Origin of the sequence: Gelidibacter maritimus (assembly GCF_014062315.1) — a bacterium.
In the GTDB taxonomy this organism is placed as follows: domain Bacteria; phylum Bacteroidota; class Bacteroidia; order Flavobacteriales; family Flavobacteriaceae; genus Gelidibacter; species Gelidibacter maritimus.
The window spans coordinates 112034-138459 of sequence record NZ_JACGLT010000002.1; the positions used below are offsets into that span (position 1 = coordinate 112034).

The 26426-nt window shown below is 38.4% G+C and carries 18 protein-coding genes; 9 read left to right on the plus strand and 9 right to left on the minus strand.

Annotated features, from left to right (window positions below; genetic code table 11):
- Nucleotides 1-73 precede the first annotated feature (73 nt).
- The 6 genes from H3Z82_RS02795 to H3Z82_RS02820 all read right to left on the minus strand — a co-directional run bounded on the left by H3Z82_RS02795 (nucleotide 74) and on the right by H3Z82_RS02820 (nucleotide 12142).
- Nucleotides 74-631: a DUF3575 domain-containing protein gene (locus tag H3Z82_RS02795; protein ID WP_182202373.1), complete on the minus strand. Its 558-nt coding sequence runs from the start codon at nucleotides 629-631 to the stop codon at nucleotides 74-76.
- 141 nt (nucleotides 632-772) lie between these two features.
- Nucleotides 773-2755: a heavy metal translocating P-type ATPase gene (locus H3Z82_RS02800; RefSeq protein WP_182202374.1), complete on the minus strand. Its 1983-nt coding sequence runs from the start codon at nucleotides 2753-2755 to the stop codon at nucleotides 773-775.
- Between the two features lie 9 nt (nucleotides 2756-2764).
- A complete protein-coding gene (locus H3Z82_RS02805) occupies nucleotides 2765-3910 on the minus strand; it encodes an efflux RND transporter periplasmic adaptor subunit (RefSeq protein WP_182202375.1) in 1146 nt (381 codons plus the stop codon).
- Entirely contained in the window at nucleotides 3910-8220 is a 4311-nt protein-coding gene (locus H3Z82_RS02810; RefSeq protein WP_182202376.1) for a CusA/CzcA family heavy metal efflux RND transporter, read from the minus strand. The genes H3Z82_RS02805 and H3Z82_RS02810 overlap by 1 nt, the downstream gene beginning before the upstream one ends.
- Before the next feature lie 69 nt (nucleotides 8221-8289).
- Nucleotides 8290-8679, minus strand: a complete 390-nt coding sequence (locus H3Z82_RS02815; RefSeq protein ID WP_182202377.1) for a hypothetical protein — start codon at nucleotides 8677-8679, stop codon at nucleotides 8290-8292.
- Nucleotides 8680-8731: 52 nt separating this feature from the next.
- The gene (locus H3Z82_RS02820; RefSeq protein WP_182202378.1) at nucleotides 8732-12142 is read right to left on the minus strand and encodes a hypothetical protein; all 3411 of its coding nucleotides are present in this window, start codon (nucleotides 12140-12142) and stop codon (nucleotides 8732-8734) included.
- A 140-nt stretch (nucleotides 12143-12282) separates the two neighbouring features.
- On the opposite strand from H3Z82_RS02820, the gene H3Z82_RS02825 reads away from it, so the two are divergent.
- The 3 genes from H3Z82_RS02825 (at nucleotide 12283) to H3Z82_RS02835 (ending at nucleotide 15238) form a co-directional block, all read left to right on the plus strand.
- The gene (locus H3Z82_RS02825) at nucleotides 12283-13047 is read left to right on the plus strand and encodes an exodeoxyribonuclease III (protein WP_182202379.1); all 765 of its coding nucleotides are present in this window, start codon (nucleotides 12283-12285) and stop codon (nucleotides 13045-13047) included.
- Between the two features lie 72 nt (nucleotides 13048-13119).
- Nucleotides 13120-14076: an OmpA/MotB family protein gene (locus H3Z82_RS02830; RefSeq protein ID WP_182202380.1), complete on the plus strand. Its 957-nt coding sequence runs from the start codon at nucleotides 13120-13122 to the stop codon at nucleotides 14074-14076.
- A 127-nt stretch (nucleotides 14077-14203) separates the two neighbouring features.
- Nucleotides 14204-15238, plus strand: a complete 1035-nt coding sequence (locus tag H3Z82_RS02835) for an aldo/keto reductase (protein WP_182202381.1) — start codon at nucleotides 14204-14206, stop codon at nucleotides 15236-15238.
- Between the two features lie 68 nt (nucleotides 15239-15306).
- Here the strand turns inward: H3Z82_RS02835 and H3Z82_RS02840 are convergent, their stop codons facing one another.
- Nucleotides 15307-15846: a DUF5004 domain-containing protein gene (locus H3Z82_RS02840; protein WP_182202382.1), complete on the minus strand. Its 540-nt coding sequence runs from the start codon at nucleotides 15844-15846 to the stop codon at nucleotides 15307-15309.
- Nucleotides 15847-16393: 547 nt separating this feature from the next.
- Here H3Z82_RS02840 and H3Z82_RS02845 point away from each other — a divergent pair.
- From H3Z82_RS02845 to H3Z82_RS02870, 6 genes are all read left to right on the plus strand, one after another.
- A complete protein-coding gene (locus H3Z82_RS02845) occupies nucleotides 16394-17311 on the plus strand; it encodes an alpha/beta hydrolase (RefSeq protein ID WP_182202383.1) in 918 nt (305 codons plus the stop codon).
- A gap of 237 nt (nucleotides 17312-17548) precedes the next feature.
- Complete coding sequence (locus H3Z82_RS02850) at nucleotides 17549-18409, plus strand: SPFH domain-containing protein (RefSeq protein ID WP_182202384.1); 861 nt, start codon at nucleotides 17549-17551, stop codon at nucleotides 18407-18409.
- 239 nt (nucleotides 18410-18648) lie between these two features.
- Complete coding sequence (locus tag H3Z82_RS02855; RefSeq protein ID WP_182202385.1) at nucleotides 18649-18834, plus strand: Arc family DNA-binding protein; 186 nt, start codon at nucleotides 18649-18651, stop codon at nucleotides 18832-18834.
- Nucleotides 18835-19568: 734 nt separating this feature from the next.
- Complete coding sequence (locus H3Z82_RS02860) at nucleotides 19569-20783, plus strand: DUF819 family protein (RefSeq protein WP_235982364.1); 1215 nt, start codon at nucleotides 19569-19571, stop codon at nucleotides 20781-20783.
- Between the two features lie 167 nt (nucleotides 20784-20950).
- On the plus strand, nucleotides 20951-21643 hold the full coding sequence (locus tag H3Z82_RS02865) for a DUF4369 domain-containing protein (protein WP_182202387.1): 693 nt from the start codon (nucleotides 20951-20953) through the stop codon (nucleotides 21641-21643).
- Nucleotides 21644-21750: 107 nt separating this feature from the next.
- On the plus strand, nucleotides 21751-24084 hold the full coding sequence (locus H3Z82_RS02870) for a transglycosylase domain-containing protein (RefSeq protein WP_182202388.1): 2334 nt from the start codon (nucleotides 21751-21753) through the stop codon (nucleotides 24082-24084).
- Between the two features lie 92 nt (nucleotides 24085-24176).
- On the opposite strand, the gene H3Z82_RS02875 is transcribed toward H3Z82_RS02870, so the two are convergent.
- Nucleotides 24177-25718 carry an Rne/Rng family ribonuclease gene (locus tag H3Z82_RS02875; RefSeq protein WP_182202389.1) on the minus strand — a complete coding sequence of 514 codons (1542 nt, stop codon included), beginning with the start codon at nucleotides 25716-25718 and terminating at the stop codon, nucleotides 24177-24179.
- Between the two features lie 317 nt (nucleotides 25719-26035).
- A complete protein-coding gene (locus H3Z82_RS02880; protein ID WP_163518142.1) occupies nucleotides 26036-26326 on the minus strand; it encodes an HU family DNA-binding protein in 291 nt (96 codons plus the stop codon).
- Between the last annotated feature and the right edge of the window lie 100 nt (nucleotides 26327-26426).

Consider the following 26426-nt stretch of genomic DNA (forward strand, 5'->3'; position numbering starts at 1 on the left):
TACAGATTATAAATTATAAATCCCAAGTTCCAATGTCACAATATTGGAATTTGGGATTTTTTATGTATTGACCTTAAAACCTGAACCCTAGGTTAAAACCAAATTTCCCGACTATGGGCGAATAATTGTAATAATCGTCGTTGCTTTTTGTAAACAAGTTTCTACCTATACCACCAGTGACTTCAAAAACAAAACCACCTCTTGTCATCCATTTACCACCCAATCCAAAGCCTAAGGCAAAATCGGTGACATCCTCTTCCCAATACTTATAATTTCCTTCTTGCGAATGGTCATAATGCTCACGATCGGAAGAGTTCAACATCGCAAATCCTTCCAAGAAAAAACCGGCAGCGTATTTCTGACCAAAGAAAATTCGGTAATAAGGAGAAATATAGTAATTCGTACTGACATCAAAATTCTCATCATCAAACGGAATAAACAATGACACTCCAACAGACGAACTTTCTGACAGATTATACTCATAACTCGGCTCGAAAGACCCAAGTAAAAGCATGATGGCGTTTAATTTGATCTCATTGTTGCCAAATTCCCTATTTGAAATACTGTCGTTCTGAGCTTGAGAGGCTAGGACTGCAAAGAACAACAAACAGGCGCATCCATAATTCTTCATATAATAGTGGTTTAAAAAAGTTAGCGGTTACTTTTTTAAGATGCCATTATAAATAAATGGTTGCGTAGTGAGCGTTTAATTTTAGTTTTCCATCGGTAATTCTAATACCGCATGAATAAAAACTTGTTGCTATGATTACTATTATTTCTCATTGTAAGCCAGCAATCGCAGGGCATTAAGAACAACCACCAAGGTTGAGCCTTCATGGAAAACAACGGCCAATCCAATGCCCGTAAAACCAAATATGGTTGCTGGCACCAATAAGGCCACAACGCCCATACTGATCCAGATATTTTGGGTAATAATTCGTTTAGACGCTCTACTCAAACCTATGGCAAAGGGTAACATTTGTATTTTATCAGACATCAATGCCACATCTGCGGTTTCCAAAGCTACATCACTACCGGCAGCTCCCATGGCTACACTAACCGTGCTATATGCCATTGCTGGCGCATCGTTGACCCCGTCACCTACCATCGCGATTTTCCCATCACGCTCCATAAGTTTCTTGATCGCTTCTACTTTATCTTCGGGCAACAAATTACCTTTGGCCTCTGTCAATCCAATTTGTTTGGCTATGGCATCGCCCACATTTTGATGATCGCCCGTAAGCATGATCATTCGTTTAATACCAATCTTCTCCAATCGTTTTAAGGTCTCAACTGCTGTTTTTCTTGGAAGATCCATCACGCTCATTAATCCGATAACCCTACCATTATGGGCGACCAACATAGCAGTATGCCCCTCTTGCAGCAAGCCATCCATCTTTAAACGTAACTCAGCGGGAATAGCCATCCCCTCATCTGTCATCAACTTTTCATTTCCAATAAAAACAGATTTATCCTGATAAGTTGCGCTGATGCCTTTACCTTGTATAGCATTGACATTGGACGCTAAGTTTTTGTGCTGCATGCCATATTTAAATTGGACATCTTTAACAATAGCTCTTGCCAAGGGATGATTGCTCAAACTTTCCACTTCCAAAACAAGTCGCGCCAAATCTTCTTCGGAATAATCATTATGCGGTATCATGTTGGTGAGCTTTGGCTTTCCTTCAGTCAAGGTTCCTGTTTTATCAAAAGCAATCGTTTTAATAGAGCCCAGATCTTCTAAAGCCTTTCCGCCTTTGATCAACACCCCTTTTTGAGCGGCTCTTGCAATCCCACTCAATACGGCACTCGGTGTTGAAATTGCCAAGGCACATGGGCTGGCCGCTACCAAAACCGTAATAGCACGATATAAACTATCCTCAAAAGGCTCATCGATCACCAAGAAAGCAAAACACAGCGCAAACACCACCAAAATTACAATGGGTACGTACTTCTCCTCAAACTTCTTCGTCATCCGTTGGGTAGGCGATTTCTGTGTTTCTACATCACTTACCATTTTAATCAGTCGCGCAACCGTAGAATCTTTACTCAATTTCAGAACCAAAACCTCAATGCTTCCATCGCCATTAATGGTTCCCGTATATACAACATGGGATGTATCAATATCATTAAAACTTGGAAGCTTGTCCACTGAGGAAATGGCAGTTTTATCAATAGGCATACTTTCTCCTGTAATAGGAGCCTGATCAATGGAACTACTGCCTTTGATGATAACTCCATCGGCTGCAATTTTAGAGTTTGGTCTCACTACAATAACATCATTGATTTTCAAATCATCAACGCTAACTTCTTCAACTTTACCGTTTCTTTTAATCAATGCCGTTTTAGGTGTTAATTCCCCTAAAGCCTCAATGGATTTCTTGGCCTTGTCCATGGCATAAGTTTCTAAAGCATGCCCCAAACTGAACAGGAATAAAAGTAAAGCACCCTCTATCCAACTCCCAATATAAGCAGCACCGATAGCTGCTGCAATCATTAAAAAGTCAATTTCAAATTCGCCTTTTTTTATCTTTTCAAATGCTTCAATGCTGATATAATAGCCACCAAATCCGTAAGAAATCAATAAGGGCACCAGATAAAGCCACATAGATTGGGTGTCAGGTCCTAAAATTTTGAATAGGAAACCCATTAGTAGAAATAGCCCACATAGCAATGAAAAATACAACTCCGTACGTGGTCCGAATATACCATCATGGTCGTGATGGCCATGGTCTTCTTTATGATGATCTGTCATAGTTTAATTTTAATGTGAATGCCCGCCCCCTTCTGCTTCATTTAACAACATATAGGTGCCGTTCACTACTATTTTTTGATTCGCTAAGGATGCTGCATTTAAGACTTCAACAACATCTTCGGTTTGCAAACCTATGTCTAATTTTACCTTTGTGAAATAATAGTCATTAGAAGTTTCCTTCTCCAATATTAATGCAAAATAATCATTTTCAACTTGAATTACCGCTGTTTTAGGCAATGCTATTCCGTTTAAAGAACCCACAAAGATATCAGCTTCGGCAAACATTCCAACTATAAATGCGGTATGGTCGTCATCAATATGACCATGGACTACTACTCTTCTATTTGTTGGATCGATGCTAGTACCAACCAAGTGGACTTCTGCCTTAAAAACACTGTCAGAAGCTTCCGGAATTCTAAACTCGATTTTTTGACCTTTTTTTACTTTGAGAATATCCTTTTCAAACACCGACAATTCCAAATGGATATGATGTGTATTTATAATTTCCAAAATAATATCTGCAGGAGACACATAAGTTCCATTACTAACGTTGACCTTGGTCACAAATCCATCAATAGGCGCATAGAGATTAATGGTCGAAGTAATATTGCCATTTTCTACAGATATCGGATTGATATTGAGCATTTGGAGCTTCTTTTTTAGTCCATTATAATGTGCCAAACTGCTCTTATAATCGCTTTCTGCCTTTAAAAAGTTCTTTTCCGAACTGATGTTTTCATCATACAAGGTCTTCTGGCGTATAAACTCAGATTTCAAGAAATTAAGCTGTTGCGCAACTTCCAAATAACGTTGTTGTATTTCAACAAACTCTGTGCTTTCCAAAGTGACCAAAAACTGTCCTTTCTTAACTTCATCTCCAATAAGCATTGGGCTTTTGGTGACATAACCTCCAAGAAAAGTGCTCACACTCGACTGGTTTTGGGTAGGAACTTCAATCTGACCACTCACCTTTACAATGGTATTAAAATCGTGTTCAGAAAGGGTGCCAAATTCCATTTGTTCACTTTTAAACTGCTCCTTGGAGACTACCAATTCGTCTGTTTTCTGCAAATTTTCTTCTGTTTGTTCTTCATTTTTATCATTTCCACAAGCTACCAAAAGCATGAAAACAAATAGTATATATAACTGTTTCATTAGTCTAAAATTAAATAATTGATTGCAATAATAGTTTGATTGTAGGCATTAAGATTATCGAGATAGGTCATTTCAATATCCTTCGAAGTCTCAATGCTCTGAATGTATTGGAAAAAATCAATTTCTCCTTCCTTGAAGGTGCGTTCTGCAGTTTTTATGATTTCTTCGGAAAGACGCCTCCCTTGTGTTTCATAATAAATAACGGCCTCATCATATTGCTCCAGCTTGGCGAGTAAAGCTTCTTTTTCAGCTTGCCATTTTGATTTATAATCTTGTTGTTTTTCCTCAATAATATCCTGTGCGATTTTTGATGCCTTTATTTTAGAAGAATTTCCTCCAAACAACAAGGGGATTTTCAAACCCAATTGGTAACCCACAAAATCCCTGTTCAACCCATCGTTAACGCCATGAAGATATTCAACACTTATATCAGGCATTAAACTTTGATGCTCTTGCCGTAATTTGGCATCGTAAAAGGATTTGGACTGTTCAAAATGGAGCATTCCAACGTTTTCATTAATAGATTCTGAACGAACGGTTAACTTCCCTAATGGCTCATCGGCAATCTCAATATCTTCAACCTGAACAATTTTTTTCAGTAGCGACTGATACATGACCACCTCTTGCTGCGCCTGTCGATAAAAAGTTTCCAACTGTTTCTGCTTAGATTGAGCGGTGATCATTTCTAAATAATTGGTCTCCCCCAATTCAAACCGTCGTTTGGCAGATTGTGCAAAATTTTGATATAAACTATCCAAAAAACGATAAGATTTCGCCTTGTTCTTGGCATAACTCAAATTGTAATACGCTGAATACACCTCCTTTTTCAAGACTTGAAGTTCAATAGTATGAGCTGATTCCTGCAATCTGACTTTCGCTCTGTTGACATTTCTGTCCGCTATATAGGCCGTTGGGAATTTAAAATCTTGAGAAACCCCAAAGACCTTTAAAGGTTCAACCTCATTGGCGTTATTTTCATACTTGTAATAAACAGAGGTTTTATCAAAACTGAAAGCGCTTCCTATTAAGGCATCGGCTTCGTCAATTTGAAGTGATGACGCTTTTAATCCAGCATTGTTTTCAATAGCCAAATTCAAAGTCTCTTCAATCGACATCGGCTTTTCTTGTGCGCTCATCTGAAATGACAGCATGATAAAAGCTAAAGTTACCAGAGCGGTTTTATTAATTTTTAAATCTCGTTTCTTTTCTACCCAAGCGTAAAGCACTGGTAACACCATTAAGGTTAATATGGTAGCACTGATCAATCCACCAATAACCACGGTGGCCAATGGTCGCTGCACCTCAGCCCCAGCATTGGTAGAGATGGCCATAGGCAAAAAACCTAAGGCTGCCGCCGATGCCGTTAACAATACAGGTCTTAATCGCTCATGGGTACCACGCTTGATACGTTCATCTATATTCATAATCCCTTGGTTTTTAAGTTCTTTAAAATGCTCTATCAATACGATCCCATTCAGGACTGCTATTCCGAAAAGGGCAATAAAACCAACACCTGCTGAAATACTGAATGGCAAGTCCCTAATCCATAAAAACAGAATCCCACCCACTGCTGACAGTGGGATGGCAGAGTAGATCAACAAAGCATCTCTGACCGAATGAAACGCAAAGTACAATAGGATGAAAATCAGCACCAGCGCAACAGGAACAGCAACCATTAATCGCGCCTTGGCACTTTGTAAATTTTCAAACTGTCCGCCGTAAGTAATGCTATATCCCGCTGACAGTTGCAAGTTGTTTTCAATCAAATCTTGCACCTCGTCCACCACCGATTGCAAATCCCGATTTCTAACATTAACACCAACCACAATCCGGCGTTTCGTATCATCTCGCGATATTTGCGCTGGTCCTGTGGTATAAGTAATATCCGCCAATTCACTCAACGGAATCTTCCCGCCGCTTGGAATATCCACATACAAGTTTTTCAGATCTTCAATATTCTGTCGCTGTGATTCTTGTAACCTGATGACCAGATCAAATCGCTTTTCACCTTCAAAGACACTACCAACAGTTCGGCCGGCAAATCCTGCAGCAATCAAATCGTTTAAATCGGCAATATTGACGCCATATCGGGCAATTTTACTGCGGTTGAAAGTGACACTCATTTGCGGCAAACCCTCTACTTTTTCAACAATAATATCTGAAGCACCCTCAACGTTTTGGATCAAGTTTTTTATTTCATCCGCTTTTTGCGCCAAGATTGATAAATCTTCACCAAATATCTTAATGGCAAGATCAGCCCTTACCCCGGTAATCAATTCATTGAAACGCATTTCTATGGGCTGTGTGAATTCCACTTCCATTCCTGGGATGACCCGCAACGCTTCTTCAAACATGTCCGCCAATTCATTTTTAGAAGAGGCAGATGTCCATTCCTTCTTTGGTTTCAATTTGATAATGACATCACTTTCTTCCATTGACATCGGATCTGTTGGCACCTCTGCCGCTCCTATTCGTGTCACCACTTGCTCCACTTCAGGAAAATTGTTCAATAGTATTTGTTCAATTTTGGTGGTGACTTCTATCGTTTTGCTCAAGGAGGTTCCCGTCTTCAAGACGGGTTGGATGACAAAATCACCTTCATCCAACGTAGGCACAAACTCACCGCCCATTCTACTGAAAATCCATCCACTTAAAACCAGTAGAACTATGGAAACTCCAACAACGAGGCGCGTATTTAGCAAGGCCCAATTGATTACTGGTCGGTATTGCCTATTTAAAAATCGCATTAAACGGACTGAAATATTAGAATCCTTAGGCTTGGTCGCTTTTAGAAACATTGAGGACGCCACTGGAACGTAGGTGAGACAAAAGATCATAGCTCCGATCAAGGCAAAACTAAAGGTCATGGCCATTGGTTTGAACATCTTTCCTTCTACGCCACTCAATGACAGAATCGGAATAAAAACTATGAGGATAATGAGTTGGCCGAAAATGGCTGAATTCATCATTTTAGAGGCACTTTTCAAAGTGATCTGATCAATTTCAGTCTGCCGATCACCCTTCGAAAGCGCTTTAATTTTGGCACTTTGGGTCACAATCTGATAAGCGATGAATTCTACTATAATGACGGAACCATCAATGATAATTCCAAAATCGATGGCACCAAGACTCATTAAATTGGCATCAACACCAAAAATATTCATTAGAGAAATGGCGAACAGTAAGCTCAGTGGTATCACAGATGCCACAACTAAACCAGAACGCCAATTCCCCAACAATAAAACCACTACAAAAATAACGATTAAGGAACCCAAAATGAGGTTTTCTGACACAGTATAGGTAGTTTTATCAATAAGTTCGGTCCGTTCTAAAAAAGCATTAATATAAACGCCTTCTGGCAAGGTTTGCTCTATAGAAGCCACGCGTTCCTTGACCGCATTAATGATCTTTTTGGAGTTTCCATCCTTAATCATCATAATCTGTCCCATCACCTTCTCACCCTCACCATTACCCGTAATGGCTCCAAAACGGGTCGCACTACCAAAGCCAACTTTTGCAACGTCTTTTACATAAATAGGTACACCATCGTTTCGGATCACAATATTTTCAATGTCCTGAAGTGATTCCACCAAGCCTTCTCCCCGTATAAAAAATGCTTGATTAGCCTTTTCTATGTATCCACCACCGGCTATACTATTGTTTTTTTCGAGCGCCTCATAAATCTCCAGAATGGAAATATTCATGGCATTCAACTGTTTCGGATTGATGGCCACCTCGTATTGCTTTAAAAAACCACCCCAAGTATTCACCTCAACCACACCGGGAATCCCTGAAAGTTGACGCTTGACAATCCAATCCTGAATAGTCCGTAACTCAGTAATACTGTACTTATCCTCATAGCCAGGTTTGACATCAAGGATATACTGATAGATTTCACCTAAACCAGTTGTAATAGGACCCATCTCTGGGGTTCCGAAGTTCTCCGGTATTTTTTCTGATGCCGATTTGATTTTCTCAGCAATGAGCTGCCGTGGCAAATACGTTCCCATCGCATCTTCAAACACAATAGTGACTACGGAAAGTCCAAATTTTGAAGTCGATCGAATTTCAATAACGCCAGGCAGATTGGCCATTTCCAACTCAACAGGATAGGTGATAAATTGCTCAACATCCTGCGTTGACAAATTACGTGACGTAGTAATCACTTGCACCTGGTTATTGGTAACATCAGGCACGGCACCAATGGGGATTTTTGTTAAGGAGTAAATTCCGAAACCGACCACAAACCCCATAAATAAGAGAATAATAAGTTTATTCCTTAAACTGAATTTTATAATATTTTCTAACATAACTCATATGTAAAGCGTTGCAAGCCGTTGAATAAACGACTTATTTAAAATAACTTAAACTAAAATGAATTATGCGAATTTAGGCGGTTGAAACACAGATGGTTTCTCAAATAAGGAGAAGGATTCTTTATAATGAAAATTAAGAGGAATTTCAATAAAAGCCTCGTAAGAATCTATAAACTCAGTGTTTTGAAGTGTAAAAGAGGTGTTTATATGACAACAATTCTGATCATTATGTTTGAAGGGTAAATTTTCGTGCTCTGAATGCTCATTTTCATGTGCCACAGAAGCTTCGCCATAATGCTCAGAAAGGAAGTCAAAAAAAGAATCGCCGTAAGTTTCCTGATGATAGGACGCATGTTCCATAAGCGCACTGAATTTTGACACGTCTTCAAAGCTGATATTCAAACTTTGAAAAAGAATCAAAACAGTATAAAATATGGCAACTAACTTTGACATGTCAGCAAAGCTACGAAAAAATCTTTATACGTTATGTGACATAAGTCACCTTCTAAAAATAAGCTTTCAACTGAATAGTTCCTGTATGGATAGTTTTGGAAGTTTCTGTTTTACGGCCGAAATAATTCAGGTTTAAATCTAAAAATGCGGTCAATTTACGTTGTGCCAACAAAGTCCATGTGAAGTTCTTACCAGGCTGTAAACCTTCCAGCATTTGATACGACACGGGTGTATTTGCATTGCCCTCAAAGCTATTGTCATAAAAATTAATCTCACCGGTAAGCGCCACTTTCTGTGCTCTGTTATAAGTGAAAGACAGGCCGAAGTTATTTTGAAGCAAAGTTTCCATATTGCCGATGGTATTTTCCTTGGAAGTGTATTGGTAAAAGATATCAAAGCGGGCATTTTCATTGAACAGATAAGACAATTTAGGTTGTAAACGAGTTTCATCTATTATATAGTTTCGACTGGCGAAATTCTCACTCAAACTTTGATTTTCCTCTAAACTTGTTTTTAAATTCAAAAGCCAACTTTCAGCAAATTTGTGATTAAAATTGAGTTGATGGCTATTTAGTTTGCTCTCTTGGAATCCGATGGAAAGTAAAGTCTTCGCTGCATTGGTTAAAAATGTGTAGGAGGTTGTGAAGTGCTGTTTGCCCCTGTTAAAAAAAAGGACATTTCTAACACTCTTGTTCAAGGCCAATTGATTCTCATCGTCATTAGCAAACGGATTGAGATCAAAGGCATTATCTTCTCTTTTTAACTTTCGATCTACCAAATAGGAGGTCTGATTGTAAAAATGCGACCAAAATCTCTTGCTACCACTTTCGCTTACCGCCCATTGCTGAGGATTGATGGTTATGGTTTGACTTAGCCTATTCTGATGCGTTTTGACAAATACTTGATTAGGCAGTAACACCCTGATAAATTCACCTTGATCCTGAAACTGTGCAATTTCAAATTCGTTGAGCTCTTGAATGCCATTGTTGTTATAGTCAATCCATGTATAAGCACCTTGGCCAGGCTCCACCTTCACATAGGTGAAATCTTGCTGAGGCAGACTTCCGGCATTGGTTTCAAAAACCGTATTCCATAACACTATTTGGGAAAACAATTGCTGGCTAAAGGTCACTCTCGAATTTAAGGATTTTTCATTTTCAATGGCTTTATCCACCGATTTTAAGGTGCGATAATTGATATAAACCCCTAAATCGGTTGCGGCATTCTGAATGATTTTAGACTTGATATAATAGGTATTGGAGCTGCTCACTTTTTCAACGCTATTCATCCGTAAACTGTCGTTGACACGATGTCGATAACCCACCTCCGCAAAAACATTGGTGCTGTCGCCAATGCCGTAAAATATTTCGGCCGATTTAAAGCGTTGACTCAATGTGGTCAGTTGGTCGGTGGCAATTTCACGTTGCTCATTATCTTCCGCCGCAAGCTTAGTGCCTACCCATTGGTTCTTGAAGTTATAGGTGACCCGATTAAAAGTCCGTAAAAAGGTTGATTCTGAAATATTACTTTCACTATTCAAGATACTGGAATTGGTAAAGAGCTGCCATTTACCAAATTTCAAACTAGCAAACGCACTATGCCGATTGCCGTTGAAATTTTCAGAATAATTAAGATGCTCAAATTTATAACTGGCCATACCGTTTTCTGGGTGATAAAGATCAAGGCCAGCAGTCAGTAAACTTTGATTTCCAAGCGGCATCTCCAAATTCCAATCCCGATTGAACTCCGCATAATACAAACGTTGGATGGATTTAAAATCCTGTTGAATTATATCTGCGTCAAGTATTGCTGACAAATTCCAAAGACTATCACTTTTTATGACCTCCTGTCGTACGCGAAGTTTCCCAGCGAACCCGTCGTTATTGTCATCATCCAAATTTGAAAAGAGGTTCAAATCGTTTTTACTACCGGCGGCTTCAAAATAAATATCGGTTCGTTCAGTAGGCTTATAACTTCCATTGACCACGGCAACCTGCAATTTGGTAGGCGCAATCAATTGGACAATGGCTGCATAATTCCCTTGAGGCACCCCGGAAATTGGTGACACATACTCATATATATTAGAAACCGCATTGCTATTGACCAGCACATAATTCCCTTGATTATCGCCAACCAAACGAAATTTCACACTGTAGAGATCATCTTCAGGATTGTTTGAAAACACATAAGCCTCTGCACCGTCAATAAGTTCCTTTTTGTATAAAATACGGTTTTCATTATACGGCTCGGGTACGCCAGAAGGTGCCACCATCAAGGACTGATCATCGCCGGCATTGGCCAAGATCTGATCCTGTTCAGGGGATAGATTTTGTTGTAATGGTTGGTTTTTAGAATCGACTTCTGAATAGACCGAAGCGCCTATTTTAAATTTTTCGGTTTCTACACTTCCACCGCCATATACTGTAAACCGTGAAAAATTTCGTTCACTAAATTGATAATCTACAGTAATGCGCATTTCAGAAGTTATGGGGAATGTCGAATTGAAGATAATTTCACCCGCATTATAATCGATGATATAATCTTCATTTTCACCACGTTTAATAGGTGTTCCATTCACATAAACCGTTTCACTTCCCGAAACCACCAGCACATACAACTCGTTATTTGGTCCTCTTAACTTGTAAGGACCTTGATTGCCTTCTTGCGCTCTGAATTGGCTGGTTGTAAATTGGCCCCTTACCAAAGCTCCCGCCGCAAATAGATTTGTTTTGGAAGTATCATTGCCCAAATCCACATCCACATTCAGACCCTGAACACGTTTTGTAAAACTGGCAAAATACGAGTCGTTGTTTTGCAAATCAATATCTCCTGCCCTAATGCGCCAGGTGTCGCTAAATAATTCAATAAAAACCTGATCAAACTCATCCAAACGCTGCGAATAACCACTTTCCTGCAACGGGATATTGGCATCTTGGATAGAGGCTCGCAAAGACACCTTATCACTGAGTTTACCAGAAATTTGAAGGTCGAGTTCGCTGTTCAATACCGAATTTTGATTATTGCCAATGGTCACACCTCTTGAAATACTTCCAGAAGTGGTCAATCCATCAAATGGCGTGTAATTTCTGGTCAAGGTAGATTGGCGCATTTTGTACAGCTGCTGCATATTATCGGTATTGTCAACGATGATCTTGTCATCAAGCTGAAAATATTTTCGAGTAATAAAGTTTGGATATCTGAGATAGTCGATGATAACAGAGTCCGTTTCAACAGGTTTTTTAAATGTCAACAGCGCCTTTGAAAAGTCGATTTTATAATAAGAAGTATCAAGGACGACATTTTCTTTAGTTTTAAGACTGAATTGACTAGAGTTGATACTCACCGAGTCAATCTGTATAGAAGCCTTCACCGCCATTTTCTTTGTCCTATAATTGGATGTTGGTTGCTGTGCATACACACAACAACAGGTTAAAAAGAAGATAAGAAGAACAGCAATTTTCATCTAATACATTAACTTCTAAAGACGGATATTATTTTATCGTTAAAATGCCTTTAAAATTATCGTATAAAAGTACAGTATTATTTAAGTTTGTGCGAAATCAAGTTTTAACTTAAAGATTCCCATTTTCAAGGGAAATACATATGAAAATCATCTCCTATAACGTTAATGGGATTCGTGCAGCACTCAAAAAAGGTTTTATAGAGTGGTTAAAAAGTGCCAATCCAGACGTCATTTGCCTTCAAGAGATCAAAGCGATGGAAGAACAATTGGACGTGTCTGTTTTTGAAGAAGCAGGTTATCGTTATCACTATTGGTTCAGCGCGCAAAAGAAAGGCTATAGTGGTGTGGCGATCCTCTGTAAGACCGAACCCAACCACGTTGAATACGGCACAGGAATTGCGTCAATGGATTATGAAGGACGAAACCTGAGGGTGGACTATGACAACGTTTCTATTATGAGTTTATATTTACCGTCTGGCACCAATGACGCCCGCTTGCAGCATAAACTTGACTATATGGATATGTTCCAGGTTTATATTGATGAACTTAAAACACGCATCCCGAATTTGATTATTTTAGGCGATTATAACATTTGCCACGAAGCCATAGACATCCACAACCCAGTAGGACTTTCCAATGTTTCTGGTTTTCTACCTGTGGAGCGCGAATGGATTGGGAATTTTTTAGATCGTGGGTTTATAGATTCGTTCCGACATTTTAATAAAGAACCTGAGCATTATACCTGGTGGAGCTACCGAGCCAATTCAAGAGCAAGAAACAAGGGCTGGCGATTGGATTATGCTTTAGTAAGCGACCCATTACAAGAAAAACTAAAACGCAGCGTTATCTTGTCAGATGCCGTGCATAGCGATCATTGTCCGATATTACTGGAAATTGAGAGATGATGACGGTGGACCGATGACGGAAGTCCGAAGACTGCCGATGTCAAATAAACCTAACAATAAATACTTATAAAAATGATTAAAAAATTGTCCCTTATTGCGTTGACGCTTGTGCTGACCACGTCTTGTGTATCTAAAAAAATCTATACCGATTTAGAAAGTAAATACGCCAACTTAAGAAAAGAGAATCGGGAAATTGCTGATGAAAATGCCAACCTAAAAAAGGATTTAATCCTGGCACAAAATAGATTATCTCAATTACAAAGAGATTACGATGATACCACCGCGAAACGCAATCAGCTTCAAAAGGAGTATGACATTACGAGTACCAATCTTAGAAATCTACAGGAATCGTATCAGGCCTTAGAGAAAAACAGTTCTTCTGCAATTGCCGAAAACTCCAGAAAGAATAGAGAGTTATTAGCACAATTGGACGCAAAAGAGCAAGCTTTAGCCAATGAAAACTCGCGTTTGCAAAAATTAAAAGAAGATATGGAAGCCCGTTCACAACGGATTGCAGAGCTTGAAAGCGTGATTGCCGCGAAAGATGCAGCCATGAACAAACTAAAAAATGCGATTTCTACTGCATTGACCAATTTTGAAGGCAAAGGTCTGACCGTTGAACAGCGTGATGGCAAAGTCTATGTCTCCATGGAAAATAAGTTATTGTTTCAATCAGGCAGTTGGGCCGTGGGCGCTAATGGTAGAGAAGCCGTAAAACAATTGGGAAGCGTATTGGCTCAAAATCCAGATATTGCCATTCTGATAGAAGGCCATACGGACACTGATCCTTATAATGGCACTGGGCCAATGAACAGTAACTGGGATTTATCCACTAAACGAGCTACCGCTATTGTTCAAATTCTAAAAGAGAATCCTGCCATCAATCCAGAGAACCTAACCGCCGCTGGTCGTGGTGAATATGCCCCAATCGCATCCAACGATACGGCTGAAGGCAAAGCCAAAAACAGACGTATTGAAGTTATTCTGACACCTAAATTAGATGAGATTTCGAGATTATTGAATGATTAATTGATCATAGACCAGTCATTCCCGATAGCTATTGGGGCTGACTGGTCTATGTTTAATCAAATATGGAAAAGTTTAACTAACAAGGAAATTCCTCCCCGATAGCTGTCGGGATTCGCAGAGAGTACATATGAAATACACCACACTACCACACACAAATATAAAAATCAGCAAACTGTGTTTGGGCACGATGACTTGGGGACGCCAAAACACCCAAGCTGAAGCTTTTGATCAAATGGATTATGCATTTGATAAAGGCATCAACTTTTTTGACACTGCCGAACTCTATCCTGTTCCTTCAGAACCAAAATCCTATGCAGATACGGAGCGCATAATTGGCAACTGGTTTGAAAAAACAGGACATAGAGACAAGGTTGTATTGGCTTCTAAAATTGCGGGACCGGGAGAATACACAGCCCACATTAGGACCACTGGCTTTAGTCCAGAAGCCATAAAAGATGCAGTCAATAAAAGTTTAAAACGGTTGAAGACCGATTATATAGATTTATACCAACTCCATTGGCCAGAACGCAATACGAATACTTTGGGCCAACGCGATTATAAACATGAAGAGGAGCAATGGCAGGATAATTTCAATGAAATCCTCCATACTTTGGATGGCATCATTACTTCTGGAAAAATTAGACATATAGGAATATCTAATGAAAAAGCCTGGGGAACAATGCGTTATTTGGAAGAATCTAAAGTGCATAAATTACCAAGAATGCTCACTATCCAAAATGCCTATTCTTTGATCAATCGGATTTTTGAAGGTGATATGGCTGAAATCGCCATGAGAGAAAATATTGGACTTTTGGCGTACTCACCGATGGCCTGTGGGGTGCTTTCAGGAAAATATGTAAAAGGTGAGGATACTGAAAATTCAAGATTAAATCTTTTTACCAGATTTGCGAGATATAGCAGTCCGCAATGTACTGAGGCTACCAAAAAATATCTTGCCATAGCAGACCAGCACAATTTGTCTTTGGCACAGATGTCATTAGCGTTTGTTACTCAACAGCCGTTTGTAACCAGTAATATTATTGGAGCTACCAATTTAGATCAACTTAAAGAAAATATTGATAGTATTCATTTGAACTTAAGTCAGGAAGTTTTGGATGCTATTGAAGAAGTGCATAAGGAAATTCCAAATCCCTCAGCATAATTTAATAGGAAACAAAAAAAAGCGAATCGTGTAGGATTCGCTTTTTATATTTTATAGCGTATTTCGACTTATACCGGCTGTTCATCTACCGTAGCCTTTTCAAATGTAAATGTCACCTCGGCTGTTTTCTGAGCGCCATTAACATCTCTAAATTGCAAAATTACGTCGTAAGAATATTGATCCTCCTCTGCATTTGTCTCAATCGAAATTTGCTGAGAAGCACAGTTAGCGACTAAAGTCAAATTATTACCGCTTAGACTCCAGGTGCCATCAAAAGTTAGTTTGTTGTTGCATTCATCAGCTAAATACCCCTGTCTATAAACTAATGTTCTGTCAGCCATAAAGTGATACTCCAAATCTCGATCACAGTCCGAATATTGATTAAAAAGATCTGTGCTTGGATTGTCCTCATCGTCATTGGTAAGATCTAGAGCCACATCGGATTCCATAGCAACAAGATTCCAAGTGCCAGTAAATGCAGTTTCAGTTGCAGATAATTCCCCTGTTAAAGGTTCTGGGCATTTGATTCCATCATCAGAATTACAACTGAAAATTGAAAGTGCACCGATCACAAACAACGATTTGATACTTAAAATTGATTTTTTCATGTTTTTTTGTAGTTTTTGAGTTCATTAAGTAAGATGCTCGATATTTGAAAAGGTTGCTTCTAAAAAATGGAAATTATTAGTTATGTTATAATTTAAGCAAAACAATTCGCTGAAGACCTAATAACCAACGCAGTAATCCTAAAAACTTTTTGCGTTGCAAGCGATAGAAGAAACAGAACCATTTAAAAAGAAAGAACCGAGGTCCCTCAACCTCGGTTCTCCTAATTTGCGTTTTTTATATTGTGTAGATTTAGGGTCACTAAGTCAACAACATATGCAAATATTAATTAATTAATCCATTGAACTAAAACCAAAGTCTCAGTACACTTCAAATGTAAACTAATTATTGAAACAATCAGTTTAAACACATATTAAATCGATGAAATGCACTAAATTTTAACATATATCGACTAAATGATGTATTTCAACGATGAGATACCGTGTCATACGACTGATTTTTTTCGCTTTATGCATATCACTTTTTTAATATTATAACGTTAACTAATAACATGCGTGATGTATCTTCGTTAACAAAATAAAACATTCTATGAGAAATTTAATTCTTCTTTTTAGCCTTTTCACTGGTTTGACGTTTGCTCAAGCCCCTTATTCAGAATCTCAAATCAGCGTTTCAAAATGGATTGACGGCAGTTTGCTGATTCCAACATCAGGATCAAACCATCTGGCCATTATAATTGGTGGTTCCGGTCCAACCGATAGAGATGGCAATCAGAATTTTCTAAAAACCAACAATCTCAAAAAATTGGCGCAAGAGCTTGCCTTAAATGACATTGCAACTTTTAGATATGACAAACGAATTGTCAAACAGATCAAAACGAATGCTGTGGACCCGGACATTAAATTTGATGATTTTGTATCAGATGCCATTGATGTGGTCAATTATTTTAAGACCAAACAAAATTTTGAAAACATCTATATTATAGGTCATAGTCAAGGAAGCTTAATAGGTATGCTAGCTGCAGAGCAAGGTGTCAATGGTGTTATATCGCTGGCCGGTGCGGGACAATCTATTGATGCCGTGGTGATAGAACAAGTGCAAAATACAGCGCCAATGTTCACTGAAGAAACCAAACGGATTTTTGATATCCTAAGATCCGGAAATACAACTACCGATTATCCACCAGCGCTTGGATCAATATTTGATAGCAGCGTACAGGAATTTATGATGAGCTGGATGAAATATGACCCAATCATCGCCATAAAAAAATTAGACATTCCCATCCTAATTATCAATGGCACAAAAGATCTCCAAGTTAGTGTTACTGAAGCTGAAACACTACATAAGGTTTCAGAACAATCAGAACTAAAACTTATTGAGAACATGAACCATGTTTTATATATAATACAAGGAGATGCTCAAGAAAATGCTAAATCGTATAACGACTCTAATAAAAAGGTTTCAGAAGAACTAATAGAGGCCACCGTAAACTTTATTAAAAAGTAAACTTCAGACCATTTTCCATAAAAAAAGCATCTCGAAATCGAGATGCTTTTTTACTAACTAACCAACCAAATTGTAATATTAACGTCTCTAAAGGTTAACTACTCCTTTTTGGTATTGTAGAGCATAATTATTACACTACACCTACTTCCAAATTCCGTGCCAAACATCATTTGTGTGTTAAAAACGTTTTGTATATCTTTATGATATCAATATGATATTATAATAAATAACTACCAGATGAAAGAAGAAAAAATTATAATCCCTGCCAACGGCTATTTAATGCTATTCCTATTCCTTATCCTATTTATTGGTGGCATTGTTGCTATTGCTATCACAAAAAATGCTTTATATGCTTTTGCGGTTTTGGGAGCATTATTTATAGCACCTGGGTTTTTAATGGTGCAGCCCAACAATTCCAGAGTCCTTTTATTATTCGGAAAATATGTAGGAACCGTTAAGAGGAATGGATTTTACTGGGTCATTCCATTTTATACAAAAACTAAAATCTCGTTAAGAGCGAGTAACTTTGACAGTGAACGTTTAAAGGTGAATGACAAATTAGGCAACCCTGTCATGATCAGCACCATTTTGGTCTGGCGTGTAGAGAACACATACAAAGCGGCTTTTGATGTGGATAATTTTCAAGATTTTGTTCGTGTTCAAACCGATGCAGCCGTGAGAAAGTTAGCCAGCATGTATCCCTATGATAATTTTGCAGATGAAGGCTTGATTGAGGATATCACTTTAAGATCAAGTGTAAACGAAGTGAGTGAAGCGCTGGAAAAAGAACTAGAGGAACGCTTAGCCATTGCAGGAATTGAGGTCTTGGAAGCACGAATAGGCTATCTGGCCTACGCTCAGGAAATAGCGAATGCCATGCTCAAGCGTCAACAAGCCACCGCTATTGTTGCAGCACGACATAAAATTGTGCAAGGCGCCGTTAGCATGGTAGAAATGGCTTTGGAAGAATTAAGCAAAAAAGATATCGTGCATTTAGACGAGGAACGCAAGGCGGCCATGGTAAGTAATCTTATGGTGATTTTGTGCAGTGATAAAGACGCTACTCCTGTTGTGAACGCCGGAACATTAAACCATTAATAGAATCAAGAACTTCGGAGCCTATCCAACCTACACGAGCAGACAGGCCCATAAGGCACGAATACCGGATTGTCTTCAAGACAAGCTTCGAAATATTATAACCCACTGGGTTAATCATGATGTGGAATCCAAAAAGACACATAAATTTACCCCCACAAATTGTCCAATTTTTGTTGCTGTTGATTGGTAAGAAAGACATAATTATAACGACAAAACACCCTATAAAAACAGATAGTTGAATGGCCAAAAAAAAAGCCTTTGCACTTCGCATGAATGAAGAAATGCTCAATGCCGTTGAAAAATGGGCTTCTGATGAATTTAGGAGCACCAATGGTCAAATTGAATATATCCTTATGCAAGCTTTAAAGAAAGCGAACCGCCACCCCAGACCATCCAGCAATGATACGCCCGAAGGCGACACCTAAGCCGACATTGATTTTAATTGTCACATAAACACCTCTTACAATACAATATATTCCCACCTCATACCTAATGGAAATCAAGAACCATATTAGTTGTATGACCAACGTAATCGGGCGATATGCTGCTGACTATTAAAACCCACTTCTGCGAATACACACGCTTTTAAAAAAATAAACTGGAATTAAGTGTCGCTTTTTTTAAAACATAAATTGTAGTATTTTGCGGGTCAAACTAACTTACCATGTCGCATTTCCATAAACTTTTAGTGTTTTTAGGTTTAATAATTATTACAACATTTTCTGCTAAAGCTCAAACCCTGACCTTTGATAAAGCCAACGAGAGCTACTCAGAGAATTTCGATATTCCAGTCAGCGTTGATTCCATAAGCTTTAGTCGGTTTCAGATCAACCTCTCTACAAATGACCCATCAATTATCGTCAATCAGGTAGTTTTAAATAAAAAATTCTCAAAAGGAACCTTACAATTTGCTGCTACCGGGTCTAATTATACTATTGAGTATTCAAGTGAAACGCCAATTTCAATATTAAAAAGAGAGAAATTATTCGATTTAAAATTGAATACTAGCAATAGATTCTCCGATGAGAATTTGATTGTTATCAATGAAAGTAATTTTTACAACCAATCAGATCTGCTTTCCGTCAATAATCAGATAAAGCCCTCATCGGTTAACAAATTTGTTCTTTTTAAGAATGACGCCATTGTCTTTGGGCTTTTAATGCTGGCTTTGGGCTTTGTTTTTTATACTGAATCTAAGAAGGACGGTTTCTGGTCAAAGTTTTACAAGTACATTCCAGGACTTTTGATGTGTTATATGATTCCGGCTATATTCAATTCTTTGGGCTTGATTTCCGCCGATGTCTCACAAACCTACTACATTGCGAGTCGCTATTTGCTACCAGCCTCGTTGGTATTACTGACCATTAGCATCGATTTAAAAGCCGTTTTTAACTTAGGATGGAAGGCCTTGGTCATGTTTTTTACTGGAACCATTGGTATTGTCATCGGCGGCCCCATTGCCATTTTGATCATCTCCACCTTCTCACCTGAAACTGTAGGTGGCGCCGGATTTGATGCTGTTTGGAGAGGCTTGGCAACTTTAGCAGGAAGTTGGATTGGCGGGGGTGCCAATCAAGCAGCCATGTTAGAGATTTACGGTTTTAACCAAGAGCTTTACGGAGGTATGGTTTTGGTAGATATTGTAGTAGCCAATATATGGATGGCAGTCCTTTTATTGGGTATTGGCAAGCGCGAGAAAATAGATAATTGGTTAAAAGCAGACAATACAGCAATCAATGCTTTGCAGGAAAAAGTGCAAACATTTAGCGAAAAAATCATCCGTATTCCATCACTGACCGATTTAATGATGATTCTTACCTTTGCCTTTGTTGCGGTAGGGATTGCACATTATGGTGCTGATGTCATTTCCACCTATCTTTCTAACAACTTTGTTGCGGTAAGCGATCCAAGAAGTGCACTCTCCTCATTTGGAAGCCAATTTTTTTGGTTAATTTCCATTTCAACCTTAATCGGAATTTTGTTATCCTTTACAAAAGCCAAGAATTACGAAGGGGCCGGTGCCAGTAAAGTGGGCAGTGTTTTTATCTATATCTTGGTAGCTACCATCGGAATGAAAATGGATTTGGGCAAAATTTTCGAAAATCCAGGACTGATTTTAATTGGTTTGGTATGGATGGGCATTCATGCAGGACTTTTAATCCTAATTGCCAAACTTATTAAGGCACCTTACTTTTTCTTGGCTGTTGGAAGTCAGGCAAACGTTGGCGGTGCAGCTTCTGCTCCTGTCGTTGCAGCAGCCTTCCACCCTTCATTGGCAACGGTTGGTGCGCTTTTAGCTGTTTTCGGATATGTAGTAGGAACTTATGGTGCCCTTTTATGTGCTGAACTCATGAGAATAGTTTCTGTAGGTTAGTTTTAAAAGGAATTTTATAAGATATTTGCCGACCTAAAATTCAGAATTCCCGCCTAAGAAAAAGCTATCTGTTTTTACAAAAGTTTCGGGCAACCGGACGGACAGGGCAAGCAGAGGTTAAAATTCTGAATAGGCCATTGCATTTGTAATTAAACATAAAAAAATAAATGAAAAGAATTGCGTTCATCATCACTTTACTTATTGTATCGTCCTGTGCAAAGGACAACTCAAATTTCACTCTTAAGGGGACCATCAAGGGGTTAAAGAAAGGAACCGTATATCTACAAAAAATAGAGGATAGTGTGCTCGTTTCGGTTGATTCGATTAAAATTATTGGCGACAAGGAATTTCAACTGCAAACGCATTTAGAAGCCCCTGAAGTTTTTTATTTAAAACTGGATAAACAAGGAGAAGAAAATAATCTTATTCCGTTTTTCGCAGCTGAAGGCGTCACAGAAATCAACACCACATTGAAAAACTTCTTTATGGATGCAAAAATCAAAGGGTCCGCGCAACAGGAAAAATTGCAAGAATTCAAATTGATGATGGATAGATTTCAAGATAAAAACCTTGATCTGATAAGAGATAATCTCGAAGCCCAAAGAAACAACGATACCATTCAGATAGATTCGAGTTTAAAGGAATACAACAATTTAATTGTCAGAAAATATCTGTACACTATCAATTTTGCCATCAACAATAAAGACAGTGAGATTGCTCCATATTTGGCAGTATCAGAAATCCCAGACGCTAATCTTAAATATTTAGATACCATTAATCAAGCATTGCCTCCAGAAATTAAGACCTCCAAATACGGAAAGGAATTACAAGGCTTGATTGATGAGCGTAAAAAAGAATAAACCATCTGGTTTGTAGTGGTTTGATGATTAGTGTCGGTATTAATTAAATATTAAATTGAAATACTTCAAACGGATATTCGTTACTTTGTAAAAGACATTTAAAAGTAATGCACATTAATAAAGTCAAGCTCATCAGATGGGCTAAGCGAATCGGCTACGGTTTAGGAATTCTCTTAGCTCTTTTTATTTGTTTTTATGCGAGCATTTATTTTGGTCTCTGGGGAAAAATCCCAGATTCGGAAGAATTGGCGCGCTTAAAACAAAGTCAAGCTACCCAGGTTTTGGATGCCAACGATGATTTGATTGGTAAAATTTATGTTTACGATAGACAATCGATCAAGTATACCGACTTTCCACAACATCTCATTGATGCCCTGATTGCTACGGAAGATGTGCGGTTTTACGAACATAATGGTATAGACAACAAGAGTTTACTCCGTGTTTTCTTTAAAAGTATTTTACTGTCAAATGATTCGTCCGGAGGCGGCAGCACCATTACCCTTCAATTGGCCAAAAACCTATTTGGCAGAAAAGACTATGGTACTTTGGGTATTGTCGTCAACAAAATCAGAGAAAGCATCGTAGCGAGACGTATCGAAAATCTTTATTCAAAAGAAGAAATTCTCACCCTATACCTCAACACAGTTCCTTTTCCAGACAATACTTACGGTATTGAAAGTGCTTCAGAAAAGTTTTTCAACTCCCATACTACAGATTTGACCTTGGTGCAATCAGCTGCTTTGGTAGGATCTCTTAAAGCCAATACAAGTTACAATCCGCGCCGATATCCTGAAAAATCGCATATCAGAAAAAACGTGGTCATCGGTCAAATGGAAAAATACGGCTACCTCACTCCTACTGAAGCCACGCAAGCCAAAACTGATAGCATCAGCATCGACTATCAGAATTATGCACCCAACGAAGGATTAGCTCCGTATTTCAGAGCACAGATCAAAACGCAATTGGACAGTTTGCTCAAACAAAAAAAATATTTGAAACCTGATGGTGAGATGTATAATATTTATCATGATGGTTTAAAAATTTACACCACTTTAGACAATACGATGCAGCGCTATGCAGAGGCAGCAATGAAAGAGCATATGTGCGATTTGCAGCGTCAGTTTGAAAAAGCCTATGGACAAAATGCACCTTGGCTCAAAGGAAAACATGCTTTTGAAGCCGCAAAAAAGCGGTTAAACGTATATAAAAAACTCAAAGCTCAAGGTTTGGATGAAAAAGCCATTGAAGATTCTTTGAGTCAAAAACATCAAACGGATTTGTTTTCATGGGATGAAAACACCGTAAAATCCATGTCCACTCTAGATAGTTTGGAATATTATTCTAAATTCCTCAATGTCGGCCTTCTCTCCTTAGATCCTGCCAACGGTGCCATTAAAGCTTATGTTGGCGGGATTGACTACGGCTTTTTCCAATTTGACCATATTGTACAAAGCAGGCGCCAAGTAGGCTCAACGTTTAAACCTATTGTTTATACCGCAGCTTTGGAGAATGGGATGGATCCGTGCAACTATTTCCCCATAAAAGCCATAACCTATACCGATGTGGATAATTGGCGTCCCACAAATGCTGGAGGTTCTGAGGACGATGACATGAATTATTCATTACAATATGCATTGAGCAATTCCATCAATACCATTGCTGTGAAAGTTCTATATGAAACCGGCATCAACAAAGTTATTGAACAAGCCAAACGAATGGGTATCAAGAGTGACATTCAGCCTGTACCATCCATTGCTTTAGGATCTTCAAACCTTACGGTCTTGGAACTGGCCACAGCATATACCACTTACGTTAATGGAAGCAAACCATCAAACCCAATTTTTATCAGAAAGATAGAAGACAAAGACGGCAATATCATCGCCTCTTATGAGGATTTGTATCCAGACAATGGTTCCAACGCGGAAATGGCTTTCAGTGATGATACCCGGCAAGTGATGTTAGAATTTATGAAAGCTACGGTCAATGAAGGTACTGCCGCTCGGTTAAGATCAAGCTATCAATTACCTAATGCCATTGCCGGAAAAACAGGAACAACCCAAGATAATAAAGATGGCTGGTTTGTTGGGATTATGCCAAAATTAGTTACCGTAACCTGGGTTGGTAATGACAATCAGCAAATAGGTTTCAGCTCTACCGGACTTGGCCAAGGCGCCAATTCGGCATTGCCTATTTTCGCAAAATACATCCAGAAACTAAATGCTGATTCTAAATATAACAGCATTACCAAAGCTACTTTCGAGGCACCTTCCGAAACGGTATTGAATGCTTTGGACTGTGAACCCACAAAAGCTGACGGATTTTTTAAACGTCTTTTCGGAAGTAATAAAGACGAACGCAAATTTGAAAAGAAAGAGAAAAAGAAAGGTGGTGGTATTTTTGGGTGGCTGAAGAAGAAGGAGAAAAAAGAAAAGGAAGAATAGAATACACTGCACTGATAAAATTCATAATCAAACAGATAAAAACAAAAGCACAAAAAAACCCCTCATTTCCAAAGAAATAAGGGGTTTATCAATTAATCGATTTTGTCTCCATTTTTATCAAAAAAATGGTATTCAAGATATGTGTAAGCATCTCTGGGCAGTACTTTTACCCATTTTTTATGTTCTAAAAACCATTTTGACCTGATGGACGGGAATCCTTTGGTCAAAAAGGCTGCTATAAAAGGATGTGTGTTTAAGGTCACCTTTTTGTAGTCTTTTTTGAAAATCCGCTCCATGTCCTGCTGAATGCGTTGAACCACTTTAATTGGTGCTTCAATTTCATCACCGCTGCCATCGGGATTTTCTTCTTTTGTTTCAATATTCCTTTCTGGGCGCACCCGCTGCCTTGTAATTTGGATCAGACCGAATTTGCTAGGAGGTAATATCTTATGCTTTGCTTTATCATCTTTCATTTCGTCACGAAGATGATTGTAAAGTTTTTTCCGATTCTCTGCCTTGGACATGTCAATAAAATCCACCACAATAATGCCTCCCATATCGCGTAAACGCAACTGTCGGGCAATTTCAGTAGCTGAAATTAAATTGACTTCTAAAGCAGTATCCTCTTGATTTTTTTCTTTGTTGGATCTATTGCCACTGTTCACATCAATCACATGGAGTGCTTCAGTGTGCTCTATCACAATATAGGCACCTTTGGCCATGGATACCGTGCGACCGAATGAAGTTTTTATTTGTCGCTCAATACCATGTTTCTCAAAAATGGGCACGCCATTTTGATAATGTTTCACAATTGATTCCTTTTTTGGTGCAATTTGATGCACGTAATCTTTGATCTGCATATAAAGTTCCTCATCATCCACAACAATACTTGAGAATGAATCATTAAAAATGTCCCTCAAAATTGAGGACGCTTTGTTCATTTCTCCAAGTACCTTACTTGGATGGGGCGCTTTGTGGAGTTTTCTACACATTGCGGTCCAACGGCCCAACAAATTCTGCAAATCAGTGTCTATCTCTGCAACTTTTTTACCCTCAGCAACCGTTCGGACAATAACGCCAAAACCTTTCGGAGTAATGCTTTTGACCAATCGTTTTAAACGATCTTTTTCCTGCTTCGATTCTATCTTTTGAGAAATAGAAATTCGGTCAGAAAATGGCACCAAAACAATATACCTCCCGGCAATTGACAACTCGCTACTTAGGCGAGGCCCTTTGGTTGAAATGGGTTCTTTTACAATTTGGACCAAGAGCGATTGATTTGATTTTAAAGCGTCGGCAATACTGCCGTTTTTGTCAATGTCTTTTTCAAATTGAAAGTTTTTGAGTAGAAAATCTGTATGTTTTCCTGTGCTTACACGTTTTACGAATTTTAAAAGTGAAGGTAATTTTGGGCCTAAATCATGATAATGCAAAAATGCATCTTTTTCATAACCTACATTTACAAATGCAGCATTTAGCCCAGGAACAGCCTTTCGGATCTTGGCGATAAACACATCGCCAACCGAAAAGTTGTTATCCTCTTCATCTTTATGCAATTCAATAAGTTTTCCATCTTTTAATAAGGCAAAATCAACAAAATCTGAACTCGAACGAATAATTAATTCTTTATCCATGTTGTTAATTTAAATCCGTTGCAACATACATCACAACAGATGGATTATACTAAATTTTTTGACACAGGATTCCCAATAAAATATCGGGATAATTCCGGTAAACCTATGAAGACCACAACCAGCGGCCAAGCATAAATTTTATATCAAAGAACGTTACTGTAAAACCGAAAAAGTAGTTATAAAACTACTTTTTCTTTTTGTGACGGTTAGCGCGTCTACGTTTTTTACGCTTATGCGTCGCTACCTTATGTCTTTTTCTTTTTTTACCACTTGGCATAAATCAAGTCTTTTTTAGATTAATATTTCTTTTAATGTTGTTACTCTACTTCAACATTCATCTTTACACTTTCCACAAATACTTTTGCAGGTTTAAATGCTGGAATGTTGTGTGCTGGTATTTTAATAGTGGTATTTTTAGAAATGTTTCTACCTGTTTTTTCCGCTCTTGTTTTGATTATAAAGCTTCCGAAACCTCTTAGGTAAACATTATCTCCACCTTCTAAAGAGGTTTTTACTTCGTCCATAAACGTCTCAACGGTTGCTTGAACATCTCCTTTTTCCATTCCTAATCTCTCAGAAATTTTCGCTACTAGATCAGCTTTTGTCATTGTTATTAATTTTAGGGTTTATCTATTAATTATAAGGGACGCAAATATAGGCATTTTAATTTCAATATTTCAAGCCTAATTAATTAAAATTTAACGTTGT